Below are 14,672 nucleotides of genomic sequence, written 5' to 3'. Positions count from 1 at the left end.
AAGGTGTTAAGGAATCGAGCCTTCTACATTCTGATTCTAAGAGTAGAAGGCTCGATCATTACAGATAGTGCGTTGTTGCACTAGCGCTTTTTCACGCTAGTGAATATCAACATTGATTAATGATCAACCGCACCGCCAGCACCTTGTGGGTAACGAACGCTTTCAACAAGGTCTTGGATCTCTTTTGGTGGTGGCGCAGTCATAGAAGAAACAATGAACGCAACCGTAAAGTTAATCACTGCACCAATGGCACCGAATGACAATGGTGATACACCGAACAACCAGTTATCTGGCGTGTTGGCGAAAGACGCTGTTCCAGGAATAAAGAACCAACCAAGGAATAGGAAGATATAAACCAAGGTAGAGATCAAACCTGCCAGCATACCGGCAACGGCCCCTGTACTATTCACACGTTTGGAGAAGATACCCATCATCAAAGCAGGGAAGATAGAAGCCGCTGCGATACCGAATGCCAAAGCAACTACCTGAGCTGCAAAGCCTGGAGGGTTCATTCCCAAGTAGGTTGCGACGGCGATGGCGACGAACATGGAGACCCTTGCTACCCTAAGCTCACCTTTATCACTGATATTAGGGTTTATCGAACCTTTTATTAAGTCATGACTGATTGCGGAGGAAATCGCGAGCAATAAACCCGCTGCGGTTGATAGCGCTGCCGCAAGACCACCTGCAGCAATCAGACCAATAACCCAACTTGGCAAGTTCGCAATTTCTGGGTTAGCCAATACTAGAATGTCACGGTTAACAACCAATTCATTACCTTCCCAACCACGAGCTGTTGCTTCTTCTTGGAAAGCAGGAACGTCATTGTAAAATTGAACTAGGCCGTCACCGTTTTTGTCTTCAAACTTGATTAAACCTGTTGTTTCCCAAGTTTGAACCCAATCAGGACGTTCAGCGTATTCAATTGGTTGTTCTGTTGGGCCAGATGGGTAAATAGTTGTTAATAGATTTAAACGAGCCATAGATGCAACAGCAGGTGCTGTTAGGTACAACAATGCGATGAATACTAACGCCCAACCAGCAGACCAACGAGCGTCGGCAACTTTAGGTACTGTGAAGAATCGAATGATAACGTGCGGCAGACCTGCAGTACCTATCATCAAGGATAGAGTAAACAGAATCATGTTTAGCTTGTTATCCACATCGGCGGTGTAATCTTGGAAACCAAGTTCACGCACCACTTCATCCAATTTCTGCAATAAAGGCACGCCAGACTCCGCATGAGTCGAGAACAGACCAATAGCAGGAATGAAAGTGTCTGTTAATTGTAGAGAGATGAAAACCGCTGGAATTGTGTAAGCGATGATCAATACGACATACTGAGCAACCTGAGTATAGGTAATACCTTTCATACCGCCCAATACTGCGTAGAAGAACACCACAACAGCAGCGATGATTAAACCGGTATTATTGTCTACTTCTAAGAAGCGAGAGAAAGCCACGCCAGCACCAGTCATTTGACCGATAACGTATGTTACTGAAGCAATGATCAAACATGCTACGGCAACTAAGCGAGCAGTGCTGCTGTAGAAACGATCACCAATGAAATCTGGCACAGTAAATTTGCCAAACTTGCGCAAATAAGGTGCTAATAGCATAGCAAGCAAAACATAACCGCCAGTCCAACCCATTAGATAGGTTGAGTTAGCGTAACCGCCTGCAGCAATGAGCCCGGCCATGGATATAAAGGAGGCGGCAGACATCCAGTCTGCGGCAGTCGCCATACCATTTAGGACAGGGTGAACGCCGCCACCAGCGACATAGAATTCTTTTGTTGATCCAGCTCTTGCCCAAATCGCAATGCCGAAATAAAGCGCAAAAGAGCCACCGACGAAAATTAGATTAATAGTAAACTGATCCATACGACTTACTCCTGAAGGCCAAATTCTTCATCAAGTTTGTTCATTCTCCAAGCGTAGAAGAAGGTCAAAATGATGAATACGAGGATGGAACCTTGCTGAGCAAACCAGAAGCCTAAATCAGCACCTCCAATAATAATGCCCGAAAGCATAGGACGAAGTATGATGGCACAGCCATAAGAGGCGAGAGCCCAAACCACTAAGCTACCCAAGATCAGCCGTAAGTTTGCTTGCCAGTATTTTTCTGCATTATTGTTATGATCTGACATTGTCGATCTCCTTATAATTATTTTTATACGCCTGGTTAATTTAGCAGGCGTCCGTTTAATAAGAAGTCAGACTTTAGTCTCATAAAGGTATTCTTTATCATGTTTGTACTGCACATGATTCGCGCGTAAAGCTTGGGAATAAAAGAGATAAGAATTATGAATATAAGGATGAGAGACAAGATTTTGTCGGTATGTGCAGACAAAATAAAGCAAAAAGGCGAGGGCGTTCAGGTTTCCTTTTATGCTTTTTTTGCGAATAAAAATGACGATCCTGTTGCGTTGATGGAAGTGGCTCGCTGGTGGATTGAAAAACATCAATTGAATCACTTTGAAAAAGCCACAAAAATCTATGCAATGGTGAAGGCTCTAGAAGGTGTTGAATACCAAGAAGCTAAAGCGATTGGTTTTAATCACTTGACTTTGAGTGTTTTGGATTTAGATGTCTCTTTACGTTTTTATCGAGACTTACTGGGGTTTAAGGGAGAAGTGCGTTGGAACCGAGGCGCTTATTTATCTTATGGTGACTGTTGGTTGTGCTTGACTATTGGTACTCCATCACCAAGTCAAGATTACAGCCATGTTGCCTTTACCTATGAACCTAAAGCGATGCAATTGATTTCGCGGAAAGATGCGTTTCAGAGTGTTAATATTTGGCAAGAAAATACTAGTGAAGGAGATTCATTGTATATCGAAGACCCTGATGGGCATAAATTGGAGCTCCATGCAGGTTCTTTAGCGACACGCCTTGAGTCTTTAAAACAGTATCCTTATGACGGAGTAGAGTGGTTATGGTGAATATGTCTACAACACGAGTAAAAATTCTGGTTTTACCTATTTCTGTTGAGCAGGCCTTGCCGATTCGTCATCAAGTATTATGGCCAAGCAAAACTCTGGATGAATGCCGAGTAGATGATGATGAAACAGGTCATCACTTTGGTGTGTTTATTGGACAAAACTTAGTGTGCGTAGCGTCGATTTTTATTAATGGAAAGACGGCTCGTCTACGAAAGTTTGCGACGTTGGATGCCTATCAAGGACAAGGGATTGGCAGTGCTCTATTACAGCATATTATGCCGTTTCTTGAGCAGTATTCAGTCGAGACGTTTTGGTGTGATGCCAGAGAAAATGCCATGTCACTCTATCGTCGATTTGGGATGCAGCCACAGGGAGAACGATTTTATAAAAGCGATATTCCTTATCGAAAAATGCAGGTCACTTTATCAGGTTTGTCTTCTTAGGTATTCCAAAAAGAAACAAGTACTAACTAAGAACGCCAGAGTGGCTTTACCTCTCTGGCGTTTTCCATTATTGCATCGTATCTCGCTTTTTATAGAAGATCTTGAGCCAATACAAAACGCTTTAGGTCGCTAAAACTTGTATTAAAAGGCTGTTCTTGAATGCTGAAGTGGCCAGATTTGCATTGTTGAACAGTTTTTAATGCTTCTTTAAAGTAGAGGCTTCTGTTACTTTCTTTTTTGTTTTCTGCTTGGTTATGTAGGGTGTTTTCAGATTGCTTTAGAGATTGACAGAGCAAATCTGATAGCGCTTTTGGATAGGTGGTTTCTCCTTGAAAATGCCATAAATCAGCGCCTTGGTCGTAAGCATAATAAGGCAAAATGGTTAAGCCATATTTCGCCACAAAATCAATGCAATCTAAAATGAAACTGGCTTCAGCATTATCTAAAAAGTAATTTAGGTTGAAACGAACCCAGCCTGGTTTTACTAGTTTCTCGCCTTGCTTTATGGCTTCTTGAATGCGTTTTGATTCTTGCTCATTAATGTTTAATAACTGATGTCCGTATGGACCAGCGCAGGAGCAGCCACCACGAACTTGTACGCCAAATAGATCATTAAGTAGGGCGGTAACAAAACCATGGTGCAAATAGCCATGATCTGTTTTGATGCGAAATGCGGTAATAGATAAACGAGCGGCTTCTTGATGACCTAATCGTTCAATTAGTGGATTCTTACGCCATCTATTGTTTATCATTTCAACCAATTCATGCTCGCGCGTTTCTATTGTTTTTGCTCCAACCGCTTGTTTAAGTTGGAAGACCAAGCCTGCACGAATGGATTCAACAATACCAGGTGTTCCACCTTCTTCTCGACGTTCTCCAATAGGTAAAAAAGTATGATCATTGGGCGTGACAAAAGAGACGGTTCCACCACCAACAAGGCTTGGTTTTTGGTTTTCGATAATGGCTCTTTTAACAACCAAAATGCCAGGTGTGCCAGGTCCTCCAATGAATTTATGAGTGGAAAAGAACATCGCGTCTTTCGCTATTTTGGGATCTGCTTGCGGGTTCATATCTAATTCAACATAAGGTGCCGCTGCAGCAAAGTCCCAAAAAGAAACCGCATTGTAACGATGTAAAAGCGCAGTAATATTGTCTTGCTTACAAAGTATGCCTGTGACGTTTGAAGCAGCACTGAAACTGCCAATGAGACGTTTTCCTTGATTGGCTTGTAGTTGTCGTTCTAAATCATTAAGGCAAACATCGCCTTCTTTGGCTTCAGAAATTCGAATCAAATTGATACCCAGTTCGCGCCAAGGTAACTCATTGGAGTGATGTTCATATGGGCCAATGAAAATACAGACGTTGGATTTTTCTTCTGGTGATAAACTACGTAGACCTAATTGAGTGATAAGTGTATTGACCGCGCTGGTTGCGCCACTACCACAAAACATAACGAGATCTTTACTGCTGGCATTGACGGCGGCGCGGATTTGGTCTCGAGCTTGCTCGCGAAAAGCCGTGGTTTGTTGGCCTGTTGCATTCGCTTCTGTATGTGTATTCGCGTAAAAAGGTAGAACATGCTGCTGAATGGCATCTTCAATAAAGTCTAAGCTGCGACCAGAAGCGGTGTAGTCAGCATAAGTCAGTTGTCTCAGACCAAATGGAGTAGTGATTTGGCTGTTTTTGCCGATAACACCCTCGTAAATACGGGCCAATAGAGAGTTCTGGTTTTCACTGTGAGCTTCTGTTTTGACTAATGTTGCTGTCGGCATGTTTTGTCCTTTTTAGCGATAGCCTTAGCAAACAAGATGTCTTAGCCTTTACTCGCTGGGTAAAGGTAACTCCGTTGTCCATTTAATTTGTTCCATGGCGAAGTTAGATGTCACGTCTGTTAAAGCGGTTGCACTGATTAATCGTTTATAAAATTTGTCATAAGACGGAATGTCTTTTACCAAGACTCGAAGTAAGTAATCGTAGTCTCCTGCCATTCGATAAAACTCCACGACTTCTGGAAACTCGGCCACGACATGTGCAAATTCAATGGCCCAATTGGCATCGTGTTGATTGGTTTTAACTTGTACAAAAACAGAAACGCCCAACCCTAATTTGTCTGCGTCCAACAAAGCGACGCGGCGTTTGATAAATCCGGCTTTTTCGAGTTTTTGAATGCGTCTCCAACAAGGTGTTTTCGACAAACCAACTTGCTTGGCCATGGCTTCGGTTGAAATACTATCATCGCTTTGAATTAAGGCAAGTAGTTGCAAATCTACGTTATCTATGTCCATTTTGTTCTCTTTATGTTTGTATTTTGAGTATATTTTTTCATATCATTTGGTTTTATGGAATGACTGGGAACTTAATTCCTTAGAGAGTTAAAAAAAGGGAATGTTGATTTTCAATTCTGTCGAAAAAAAGGTGAAAAAAGTCAAAAAAAAGCGCATTCTGAAAATCAGATGCGCTTTATTGAGGATATTTTGCTTTTTAATGTGCGTACTTGGCGTTAATACTCAGCGCCATGGCTTCTGCGATTTTAATTCCGTCTATAGCAGCAGACATAATTCCTCCAGCGTAGCCTGCGCCTTCACCAGCTGGGTATAAGCCTTTAGTATTGATACTTTCTAAGCGTTCTGGGTCGCGTTTGATGTTAATTGGTGCGGATGTTCGTGTTTCTACGCCGGTTAACAACGCATCATCGAAGGCAAATCCGCGAATCTTTTTATTGAACGCTGGAATGGCTTCGCGAATGGCTTCGATGCAGAAGTCAGGTAAAGCGTCTGCCAGATTTGTGAGTTTGATGCCTGGTTTAAAAGAAGGTGTAACGCTTCCAAGTTCTTCCGGTGTTTCGTTTCTTAAAAAGGCGCCAACGGTTTGTGCTGGAGCATCATAATTACTCCCGCCCATAACATAAGCATGACTTTCTAATTTACGTTGGAATTCAATGCCAGCTAATGGTCCACCTGGATAATCATTCGGGTCAATGCCCACTACAATGGCGCTGTTGGCGTTGCGCTCGTTACGTGAGTATTGGCTCATGCCGTTGGTCACAACACGATTCTCTTCTGATGTGGCGGCAACTACGGTTCCACCTGGACACATACAGAAACTGTAAACAGAGCGGCCATTTTTGCAATGATGAACCAGTTTGTAATCCGCTGCACCGAGAATTTCATTACCTGCATTTGGGCCAAAGCGGGCTTTATCGATGACAGATTGTTCGTGCTCGATTCGAAAGCCAACAGAAAACGGCTTAGCTTCAATGTAAACACCTTTGTTATGAATCATTTCGAAAGTATCGCGAGCGCTATGACCAATGGCGATGGCAATATGGCTTGAATGTAACTGCTCTCCGTCGGCAAGGCTAACGCCAGTGATTTGACCATTCTCAATATGCAAATCATCAACCCGGGCACTGAAGCGAATTTCACCGCCTAGCTCGATGATTTGCGCACGCATTTTTTCCACCATAGCAACCAATTTGAAGGTGCCTATGTGAGGTTTACTGACGTAAAGAATCTCGTCTGGTGCGCCAGCGATGACAAACTCGTTCAACACTTTTCGACTGTATTGTTTTGGATCTTTGACTTGGCTATAAAGCTTGCCGTCAGAAAAAGTCCCTGCGCCACCTTCACCAAACTGCACGTTAGATTCAGTGTTCAATATTTTTTTACGCCAAAAGCCGAAAGTATCTTTGGTGCGTTCTCGAACTTCTTTGCCGCGTTCCAAAATAATAGGTTTGTAACCCATTTGAGCGAGTACCAATCCAGCCAATAAACCACATGGCCCAAAGCCAATAACAATAGGGCGTTCGGTCAAACCCTTCGGCGCTTGCGCTACAGGGTGATAGTCCAAGTCAGGTGTTTTTTTCACCTGTTGGTGATCTGCAAAATTTTCAAGTAGTTCTTGGTTGCAAGTAGTATCAATATCCAAGGTGTAGATCAGCATGATGTTGGTCTTTTTTCGAGCATCATAACCACGGCGAAATACATTAAAGCTCAGTAATTGATCTGCTGAAATTTTTAGTATGGATAAAATGCTGTCTTTTAGTGCCGTGTCATTGTGATCAAGAGGAAGCTGAATATTGGAAAGTCGTATCATAGGAGTCAATTTAGAATGCTGAGTCAATGGGTAATAACGGGGGATAATACGACATTTTTAATGAAAAAGCTGTTGTCGATATTTTTATGAGGTGAAATAAAAGAGGCCGCTGATATCGAATAGAAATTAGCAGCCTCTTTTATTGATGACTTGGTTTAGTTATAGAAAATAGACAACACAAAAGCCGCCAACCAAGCTAAGTACTATGGTGTACGGTAAAGCCATCCAAACCATTTTACCGTAGGATAACCTTAGTAACGGTGCAATGGCAGAGGTCAGCAAGAATAGGAAAGCCGCTTGACCATTTGGTGTCGCTACACTTGGTAAGTTGGTTCCTGTGTTAATGGCGACAGCCAATGTTTCAAAATGCTCACGACTAATAGTGCCTGCATCCAGAGCTGCTTTGACTTCTCCAATATAAACGGTCGCTACAAAGACATTATCACTGATCGCGGACAAAATGCCGTTCGCAATAAAGAACATGATGGGCTGCGAGTGGGTTGGCATATTCAATACAACATCAATAATAGGTTGAAATAAATGCTGCTCATGAATAACCGAAACAATGGTGAAGAAGACAACCAACAATGCAGTAAACGGCAGAGCTTCTTCAAAAGCGTGGCCGATTTGATGTTCTTCGATGACGCCATTAAATGCTGTTAATAAGACGATAATCATCAATCCGACTAGGCCAACTTCCGCAACGTGAAAGGCCAGTGAAAGTATCAGAACGATGGCGACAATACCTTGAATAATTAACTGAGCCTTATGCTTGTTCGTGCTTTTTTTAGACTCTTCTTCTTCGAAATTTTTCAGTATGTTGCGTACGTTTTCAGGCAGGTGCGCACCATAGTCAAACCATTTTGTTTTTTCCAAAGCAATGACCGTAAGCAAGCCACAGGCCAATACAGGCATAGAAATAGGAGCTACGCGCAAAAAGAAGTCCACAAAGTCCCAGCCTGCTACTTTTGCAATAAGCAGGTTTTGAGGTTCGCCAACCAGAGTTGAAACACCACCTAAGGCAGTTCCTATTGCGCCATGCATGAGCAAGCTGCGTAAGAAAGAGCGAAATTCAGCTAAATCTTTTTGATTAACAGGCAAGATGTTGTCATCGCTGTTTGGATTATGTTTACTGTTTGGTGGCTGGTCAGATGCAACTTTATGGTAAACAGAATAAAACCCGACACTGACACTGATGAGTACCGCAGTAACGGTAAGAGCATCAAGAAAAGCTGATAACAAAGCAGCAGTAAAACTAAATACTAGAGAAATAAAGACCTTAGAGCGTATCTTAATAAGTAATTTGTTGAAGATAAACAACAGCATGTCTTGCATGAAGTAGATGCCAGCTACCATGAACATTAATAGCAAGACTACATCGAAGTTTTTAACAACTTCATGGTATACGCCGTCGGATGTGGTTAATCCTAATAAAACAGCTTGAATGGCAATTAATCCACCAGGTTGAAGAGGATAGCATTTAAGTGCCATACCAAGAGTGAATATAAACTCAATAATGAGCAGCCAGCCAGTGACGAAAGGGCCGAGCGTGATTACTGCGATAGGGTTGATAATAAGAAAAGCGATCACAGCTTGTTTGTACCATAAGGGAGAACTTCCCAAAAAGTTATTGCCAAGCGCCTGTGACAAAGAGGTCTTCATTTCTTGCTCCTTTTAAAAGCATTATTTCTATCTATTTTGAAAGTGCGCAGATAATAAGTGATAAGTAAGGGACTATCTATAACGATTAATGAGCAATAGATGTTGTTATTTGCGCGAATAGCCCCATTATCTCAGTAACTTAGAATTATTTAGAGGAATATAAGATTGGAATTTTTAACTGACTATGTGGGCTTTTTGTTAAAGCTCATCAGTATTGGCATTTTTATTGTCGTTATCTTGGCCATGATTGCCAGCGGAAAACGTAAAACTCAACCAGGTAGTTTATCTGTTACCAAGTTAAATGAAAGCTACGATGCCATGAAGGCGGAGTTAGACTGCCAGTTATTAGATAAAAAAGACCTTAAAAACAAAGAAAAAGAAAAGAAAAAAGCAGCAAAGTTAGAAAAGAAAGCACATAAGAAAGCAGCGAAAGAAGAGGTTATAGCGGAAGAAAAGAAACGCCTATATGTCTTGGATTTTGACGGTGATATTAAAGCGTCTGCTGTGACTTCTATGCGTGAAGAGATCACGGCTGTATTAAGTGTTGCTAAACCTCAAGACGAAGTGGTTGTGCGTTTAGAAAGTGGTGGTGGGGTTGTTCATGGTTATGGTTTGGCTGCGTCTCAATTGCAACGTATTCGCGAGGCTAATATTCCTCTTACTGTTTGTGTAGATAAAGTGGCGGCCAGTGGTGGTTACATGATGGCTTGTGTGGCCGACAAAATTATTGCTGCACCATTTGCGATTCTAGGTTCTATTGGTGTGGTTGCGCAGGTTCCTAACGTACATAGATTGCTTGATAAAAGCTTGATCGATGTTGAGCTTCATACGGCTGGTCGCTATAAGCGAACTCTGACTATGTTGGGCAAAAATACCGATGAAGGTCGTGAGAAATTTAAACAAGATTTGGAAGATACTCATGGATTGTTCAAGCGTTTTGTTTCTAGTCAGCGTCCTCAGTTAGAAATAGAAGATATTGCAACGGGCGATACTTGGTATGGCTCTGAAGCCCGAGAAAATAAGCTAGTTGATGTGATAATGACAAGCGATGCTTACCTTGTTTCTCATTATGACAACGCAGATGTCATACAGGTTACTTATAAGCAACCAAAAGGCATGGCGGAGCGTTTTGGTTTATCTGTTTTTTCTGCTTTTGAACAAAAGGCGGTTTCTTGGGTTGGTAAATTGACTCAATCGAAAGGCTATTAAACTCTGCTTGTTCATCCGTTCCGTTGATGGCATAAAGCGAGTGGACAAAATAAAAGGGCAACATTTTTGATGTTGCCCTTTTTGTTTTTATTGAGGAATAAAAGGAGGATCGACTTTTGGGCTGGATTCAAACAGCTCATTTGTGCTCTGTAGTTCGTCGTAATCTAGGCTGGCTCCTGTTTCAAGAGGCATGGTTTCTAGAGCAATAGTAGCCATGGCGTCTTCCAACTCAATAGGCTGAAAATATAGAAGCGTGCCGATAGCCGGATGATCCAAGTAATTCACTTTCTTACTCGCGGTTCTATTGGACAGGTGAAGCTGAAGGACGAGAGCGGGTTCAAACGCTTTTACGCCAGAGTTCGTATTATCTGTCTCTTGAGAGAATAAGTTGCTCTCGTTGTTATTTGTAGCTTCTAGGTCAATCTCTGGCTGAGTAAAGCTATCAAATAGGTAGTGTTTATAGTGGATGTCGGATTCTAAATAACGACCAAGTTTGATAGCGATGTATCCTGTCAGTTCAGGATAACCGTCTTTTACTTGTTTGCTGGTGAATTGTTTTTTGATTGTGTCGCCGGGCGCTTTAAAAATAAGAGTCCATTTTTTATTGGCGAGAATGGTCACTCGGCGATTTAATTTCTGTTCCATGTTGTCAAATGGTGTACTTTCAAAAGATGCTGATGCTTTATTGTGTGTGACTGAGATGCTTTCTTTTGGAAGACGGATTAAATTGTCTACTGTGAATACATTTTTATAATCAATATGCTCGCTAGATTGTCCCTCTGGCCATAAAAAAGACAACATGTAGCCTTGGTATGCTCTTGCGGTGTCTGGGTTGATGTCCCCGCCGTCGGAAAATAGCGGTGTACTTAATAGGCTAAGAGATAAAAGTATCGGCGTTAAGGCTTTCAATGTAATAGTTCCAATGTTTTAGTGGTTTGTTGGAAGCGCTCTTCGGCACTGTTCATTGTTGCTATAAATCTTAAAGTGTCAGACCCTGAAAGCTTGTATGTATCCGGTTTGGTTTGAATTAACCGAATTAGTTTCATTGGGTCTACAGGTGTTTTACTGTTGAAGAATACTTTTCCTTCTTTCGCATTTGCCTCGATTTTGTTGATACCAAGGCTTTCTGCTTTCAGCTTTAGCTCTGTTTGGCGAAAGAGGTTTTTAGTGGCATCAGGCAATAATCCAAATCGATCAATCATTTCTACCTGTAAATCTTTAAGTTCGCCATTTGTTTTCGCACTGGCAATGCGTTTATAAAGTATTAATCGAGAGTGTACATCACCTAGGTAGTCTTCAGGAATAAGCGCTGGCACACGAAGGTTAATGTCTGTTTGTGCCGGTGAAGATATATCGACATCAGGTGATTCGCCATTTTTCAAAGAAGCGACAGCTCGATCAAGCATTTCCATAAAAAGTGAGAAGCCGACGTGTTCGATATGGCCACTTTGTCCGTCGCCCAATAATTCACCTGTGCCGCGTATTTCTAAGTCATGTGTGGCCAAAGTAAAGCCAGCGCCAAGAGTGTCCGCTAAGGTAATGGCTTCTAAGCGTTTCTCTGCGTCACTGGTGACTTTTCTGTCGCTTGGCGTTAGTAAGTATGCGTAAGCTTGGTGGTGTGAGCGCCCAACGCGACCACGCAGTTGGTGTAGTTGCGCTAAGCCAAACTTGTCTGCTCTTTCTATGATAATGGTGTTAGCGTTAGGTATGTCTATGCCTGTTTCAATAATGGTTGAACACACCAGTACGTTGGCTCTTTTGTGATAAAAGTCGGACATCACTTGTTCTAGTTCACGTTCACGCATTTGGCCATGACCAACAATGACACGAGCTTCTGGAATCAGTTCTTCTAATTCCTTCGCGGCTTTTTGAATTGTCTGCACTTCATTGTGAAGGAAGTAAACTTGCCCGCCACGATGGAGTTCTCGCAAGATGGCTTCTTTTATTTGGTGGTCATCCTTTTGCTTCACAAAAGTTTTAACCGACAGGCGTTTAGCTGGTGGTGTAGCGATAATGGATAAATCGCGTATGCCAGAAAGAGACATGTTAAGGGTTCGAGGAATCGGCGTAGCTGTCAGTGTCAGTATGTCCACTTCCGCTCGTAGAGCTTTGAATTGCTCCTTTTGCTTCACCCCAAAACGGTGCTCTTCATCTATGATAACTAGTCCAAGATTGGCAAATTTAATATCACTTTGAATTAATTTGTGAGTGCCGACAACAATGTCTGCTTTGCCTTGTTCGAGTCGATCAATGGCGGCGTTAGATTGTTTGCCCGAACGGAAACGTGAGAGTAGCTCAACTTCAACTGGCCAATCAGCAAAGCGGTCGCAGAAATTTTCATAGTGCTGTTGAGCGAGTAGGGTGGTTGGCACAAGTACAGCAACTTGTTTGCCATCTTGAACCGCTAAGAATGCAGCACGCATGGCGACTTCTGTTTTACCGAAACCAACATCACCACAAACCAATCTGTCCATCGGCTTTTTCGCTGACATATCTTTCATGACGGCATCGATGGCCATTTGTTGGTCTGGGGTTTCTTCAAATGGAAATCCGGCTGCAAACAACTCGTATTGATCATCCGGCTTCGCAAAAGCATAACCCACGCGCGCTTCGCGTTTTGCGTAGATTTCTAAAAGCTCAGCTGCGGTATCACGGGCTTTTTCAGCAGCTTTTTGTTTTGCGGCACTCCATTTATCTGTGCCCAATTTGTGAAGTGGGGCTGTGTCTTCATCTGCACCCGTGTAACGAGAAATAAGTTGTAACGACGAAACAGGAACGTAGAGTTTAGCATCATTGGCGTAGCCTAGAGTTAATAGCTCGGTTTCCTGTCCATCAATGCTTAAATTGGTGAGTCCAAGATAGCGCCCGACACCATGATCAATATGAACGACGGGAGCATTCATACGCAATTCAGTGAGGTTACGAATAATAGCGTCTTCACTGATGTTGTTTTGCTTGTTTCGTCTGCGATGCTGAGAGACGCGTTCACCCAGAATTTCACTTTCAGCGATTAAAGCTAGCTCATCATTGATGATAAAGCCACGGCCAATATTACCTTCAGTAATAGCGACGGCGTGCTTCGACTTTTTAAAATCTTGCCAGTCTTTGACTTGTTTTGGGACTATCTTGTGTTTTTTAAGAAGTTCTAAAAGTACTTCTCGGCGACCTGCGGATTCCGCAACGATCAGAGCCCGCGCACTGGTTTGATCTAAAAAGCTCTGTAATCTTCCTAACGGAGAAGGCGCTTTTGAATCAATTTTGACACTTTTAAGTGCTTGATAAGTCGGGTGCTGTCCTTCGGCTGAAAAAATTACATTAGTGAATAAGTTTAATTGAGCAAACAGTTCGTCTTCTTTTAAGCAAATTTCATTTGGCTCTAAAATAGGTTGCTCGATGTTGTAGTTAAGCGATTCGTGGCGGCTGCGAAAGTCCAGCTGGATGCTAGCGACTTGTTCGTTGAAATTGTCTGAGCGAATAATAAACGTATTATCTGACAAGTAGTCGAAAATACTTGAGGTTTGCTCAAAAAATAAAGGTAAGTAATATTCAATGCCCGCTGGAATCAGACCGTTTGAGATGTCTTGATAAATTGGGCTTGAAAGCGGTGCGGTATTAAAACGCTCGCGAAAGGCTTGGCGGAACTGTTGAGTGCCTTGTGATGTCGTAGGAAACTCTTTTGCCGGAAGCATTTTTATTTCTGAGACTTTATTTATACTGCGCTGTGTTTCTGGGTCAAACCAGCGAATTGATTCAATTTCATTATCGAACCAATCTACCCTTATTGGGTTGTCGGCGCCCATTGGGTAAATGTCCATCAAAGCGCCGCGTATGGCGTATTCTCCATGCCCATGAACATTTTCGACATTTAAATATCCGGCGCTAGTAAGTTTTTTCGATAGTTTTTCGAGAGGCAGTTCTTGCCCTTCTTGTAGATGAAAGTGCTGGGCATTAATGTGCTGCTTTGGGCAAAGTCTAGTTAGACAAGAAGCAACGGTTGTGAGAATAATAGAGTTCTTTGCTTCTGATATCTTTGCGAGTGTTTCTAATCGCTGAGAAATAATGTCTTGATGTGGCGAGAAAGCGTCGTAAGGAAGGGTTTCCCAATCGCTGAATCTTAGTAGCTCTTTTTTTCCTTGATTAAGGAACTGTATTTCATCTTCAAGTTCGTTCAGTTCAGCAACCGTATCTACCATAAAAAGAATAGGCTGTTTGTACTGATCAGCAATGGCTAATAGTTGTAGGGCCTTCTGGCTGCCATTCAATCCGTTGATTAAATTTTTAAAGCCTGGTTTTGACGTAATTGATACAGAATCGGACAT

The 14,672-nt window shown here is 42.3% G+C and carries 11 protein-coding genes and 1 pseudogene; 4 read left to right on the top strand and 8 right to left on the bottom strand.

Annotated features, from left to right (window positions below; translation table 11 throughout):
- Positions 1–116 precede the first annotated feature (116 nt).
- Both ABFY09_RS00640 and ABFY09_RS00635 read right to left on the bottom strand, forming a co-directional pair.
- On the bottom strand, positions 117–1,883 hold the full coding sequence (locus tag ABFY09_RS00640) for a sodium:solute symporter family protein (protein WP_347982355.1): 1,767 nt from the start codon (positions 1,881–1,883) through the stop codon (positions 117–119).
- A 5-nt stretch (positions 1,884–1,888) separates the two neighbouring features.
- A complete protein-coding gene (locus ABFY09_RS00635) occupies positions 1,889–2,149 on the bottom strand; it encodes a DUF4212 domain-containing protein (protein ID WP_347982354.1) in 261 nt (86 codons plus the stop codon).
- 156 nt (positions 2,150–2,305) lie between these two features.
- Between ABFY09_RS00635 and ABFY09_RS00630 the strand changes: the two are divergent.
- The 3 genes and pseudogenes from ABFY09_RS00630 to ABFY09_RS00620 all read left to right on the top strand — a co-directional run.
- Positions 2,306–2,497, top strand: a pseudogene (locus ABFY09_RS00630) (DUF6500 family protein); the annotation flags it as partial.
- A gap of 6 nt (positions 2,498–2,503) precedes the next feature.
- Complete coding sequence (locus ABFY09_RS00625; RefSeq protein ID WP_347982549.1) at positions 2,504–2,944, top strand: VOC family protein; 441 nt, start codon at positions 2,504–2,506, stop codon at positions 2,942–2,944.
- Positions 2,938–3,387 carry a GNAT family N-acetyltransferase gene (locus tag ABFY09_RS00620; RefSeq protein ID WP_347982353.1) on the top strand — a complete coding sequence of 150 codons (450 nt, stop codon included), beginning with the start codon at positions 2,938–2,940 and terminating at the stop codon, positions 3,385–3,387. Before ABFY09_RS00625 ends, ABFY09_RS00620 begins: the two co-directional genes overlap by 7 nt.
- Before the next feature lie 89 nt (positions 3,388–3,476).
- On the opposite strand, the gene ABFY09_RS00615 is transcribed toward ABFY09_RS00620, so the two are convergent.
- From ABFY09_RS00615 to nhaB, 4 genes are all read right to left on the bottom strand, one after another.
- Positions 3,477–5,159, bottom strand: a complete 1,683-nt coding sequence (locus ABFY09_RS00615; protein ID WP_347982352.1) for an aminotransferase class V-fold PLP-dependent enzyme — start codon at positions 5,157–5,159, stop codon at positions 3,477–3,479.
- 48 nt (positions 5,160–5,207) lie between these two features.
- Positions 5,208–5,672, bottom strand: coding sequence for an Lrp/AsnC family transcriptional regulator (locus tag ABFY09_RS00610; protein ID WP_347982351.1), 465 nt, complete (start codon positions 5,670–5,672; stop codon positions 5,208–5,210).
- Between the two features lie 196 nt (positions 5,673–5,868).
- Positions 5,869–7,482: an NAD(P)/FAD-dependent oxidoreductase gene (locus ABFY09_RS00605; protein WP_347982350.1), complete on the bottom strand. Its 1,614-nt coding sequence runs from the start codon at positions 7,480–7,482 to the stop codon at positions 5,869–5,871.
- A 159-nt stretch (positions 7,483–7,641) separates the two neighbouring features.
- Positions 7,642–9,144 carry a sodium/proton antiporter NhaB gene (gene nhaB / locus ABFY09_RS00600; protein WP_347982349.1) on the bottom strand — a complete coding sequence of 501 codons (1,503 nt, stop codon included), beginning with the start codon at positions 9,142–9,144 and terminating at the stop codon, positions 7,642–7,644.
- Positions 9,145–9,309: 165 nt separating this feature from the next.
- On the opposite strand from nhaB, the gene sohB reads away from it, so the two are divergent.
- The gene (sohB, locus tag ABFY09_RS00595) at positions 9,310–10,353 is read left to right on the top strand and encodes a protease SohB (protein ID WP_347982348.1); all 1,044 of its coding nucleotides are present in this window, start codon (positions 9,310–9,312) and stop codon (positions 10,351–10,353) included.
- Between the two features lie 87 nt (positions 10,354–10,440).
- On the opposite strand, the gene ABFY09_RS00590 is transcribed toward sohB, so the two are convergent.
- Together ABFY09_RS00590 and mfd are read right to left on the bottom strand one after the other, a co-directional pair.
- On the bottom strand, positions 10,441–11,262 hold the full coding sequence (locus ABFY09_RS00590; RefSeq protein WP_347982347.1) for a hypothetical protein: 822 nt from the start codon (positions 11,260–11,262) through the stop codon (positions 10,441–10,443).
- Positions 11,259–14,672 (bottom strand): transcription-repair coupling factor, encoded by a 3,414-nt coding sequence (gene mfd / locus ABFY09_RS00585; RefSeq protein WP_347982346.1) that lies wholly within the window; start codon positions 14,670–14,672, stop codon positions 11,259–11,261. Before mfd ends, ABFY09_RS00590 begins: the two co-directional genes overlap by 4 nt.

Source organism: Marinomonas sp. 5E14-1, from assembly GCF_039939215.1.
Taxonomy (GTDB): Bacteria; Pseudomonadota; Gammaproteobacteria; order Pseudomonadales; family Marinomonadaceae; genus Marinomonas.
Note: the sequence above shows the minus strand (reverse complement) of the source record. Positions and strands in the feature narration are given on the sequence as shown.

Bases quoted from the DNA above. Each gene is read 5' to 3' on its own strand.
- ABFY09_RS00615 (WP_347982352.1), bottom strand. From the start codon at position 5,159: ATGCCGACAGCAACATTAGTCAAAACAGAAGCTCACAGTGAAAACCAG.
- nhaB (WP_347982349.1), bottom strand. From the start codon at position 9,144: ATGAAGACCTCTTTGTCACAGGCGCTTGGCAATAACTTTTTGGGAAGT.
- ABFY09_RS00610 (WP_347982351.1), bottom strand. From the start codon at position 5,672: ATGGACATAGATAACGTAGATTTGCAACTACTTGCCTTAATTCAAAGC.
- mfd (WP_347982346.1), bottom strand. From the start codon at position 14,672: ATGTCCGATTCTGTATCAATTACGTCAAAACCAGGCTTTAAAAATTTA.
- ABFY09_RS00605 (WP_347982350.1), bottom strand. From the start codon at position 7,482: ATGATACGACTTTCCAATATTCAGCTTCCTCTTGATCACAATGACACG.
- ABFY09_RS00620 (WP_347982353.1), top strand. From the start codon at position 2,938: ATGGTGAATATGTCTACAACACGAGTAAAAATTCTGGTTTTACCTATT.
- ABFY09_RS00635 (WP_347982354.1), bottom strand. From the start codon at position 2,149: ATGTCAGATCATAACAATAATGCAGAAAAATACTGGCAAGCAAACTTA.
- ABFY09_RS00640 (WP_347982355.1), bottom strand. From the start codon at position 1,883: ATGGATCAGTTTACTATTAATCTAATTTTCGTCGGTGGCTCTTTTGCG.
- ABFY09_RS00625 (WP_347982549.1), top strand. From the start codon at position 2,504: ATGGTGAAGGCTCTAGAAGGTGTTGAATACCAAGAAGCTAAAGCGATT.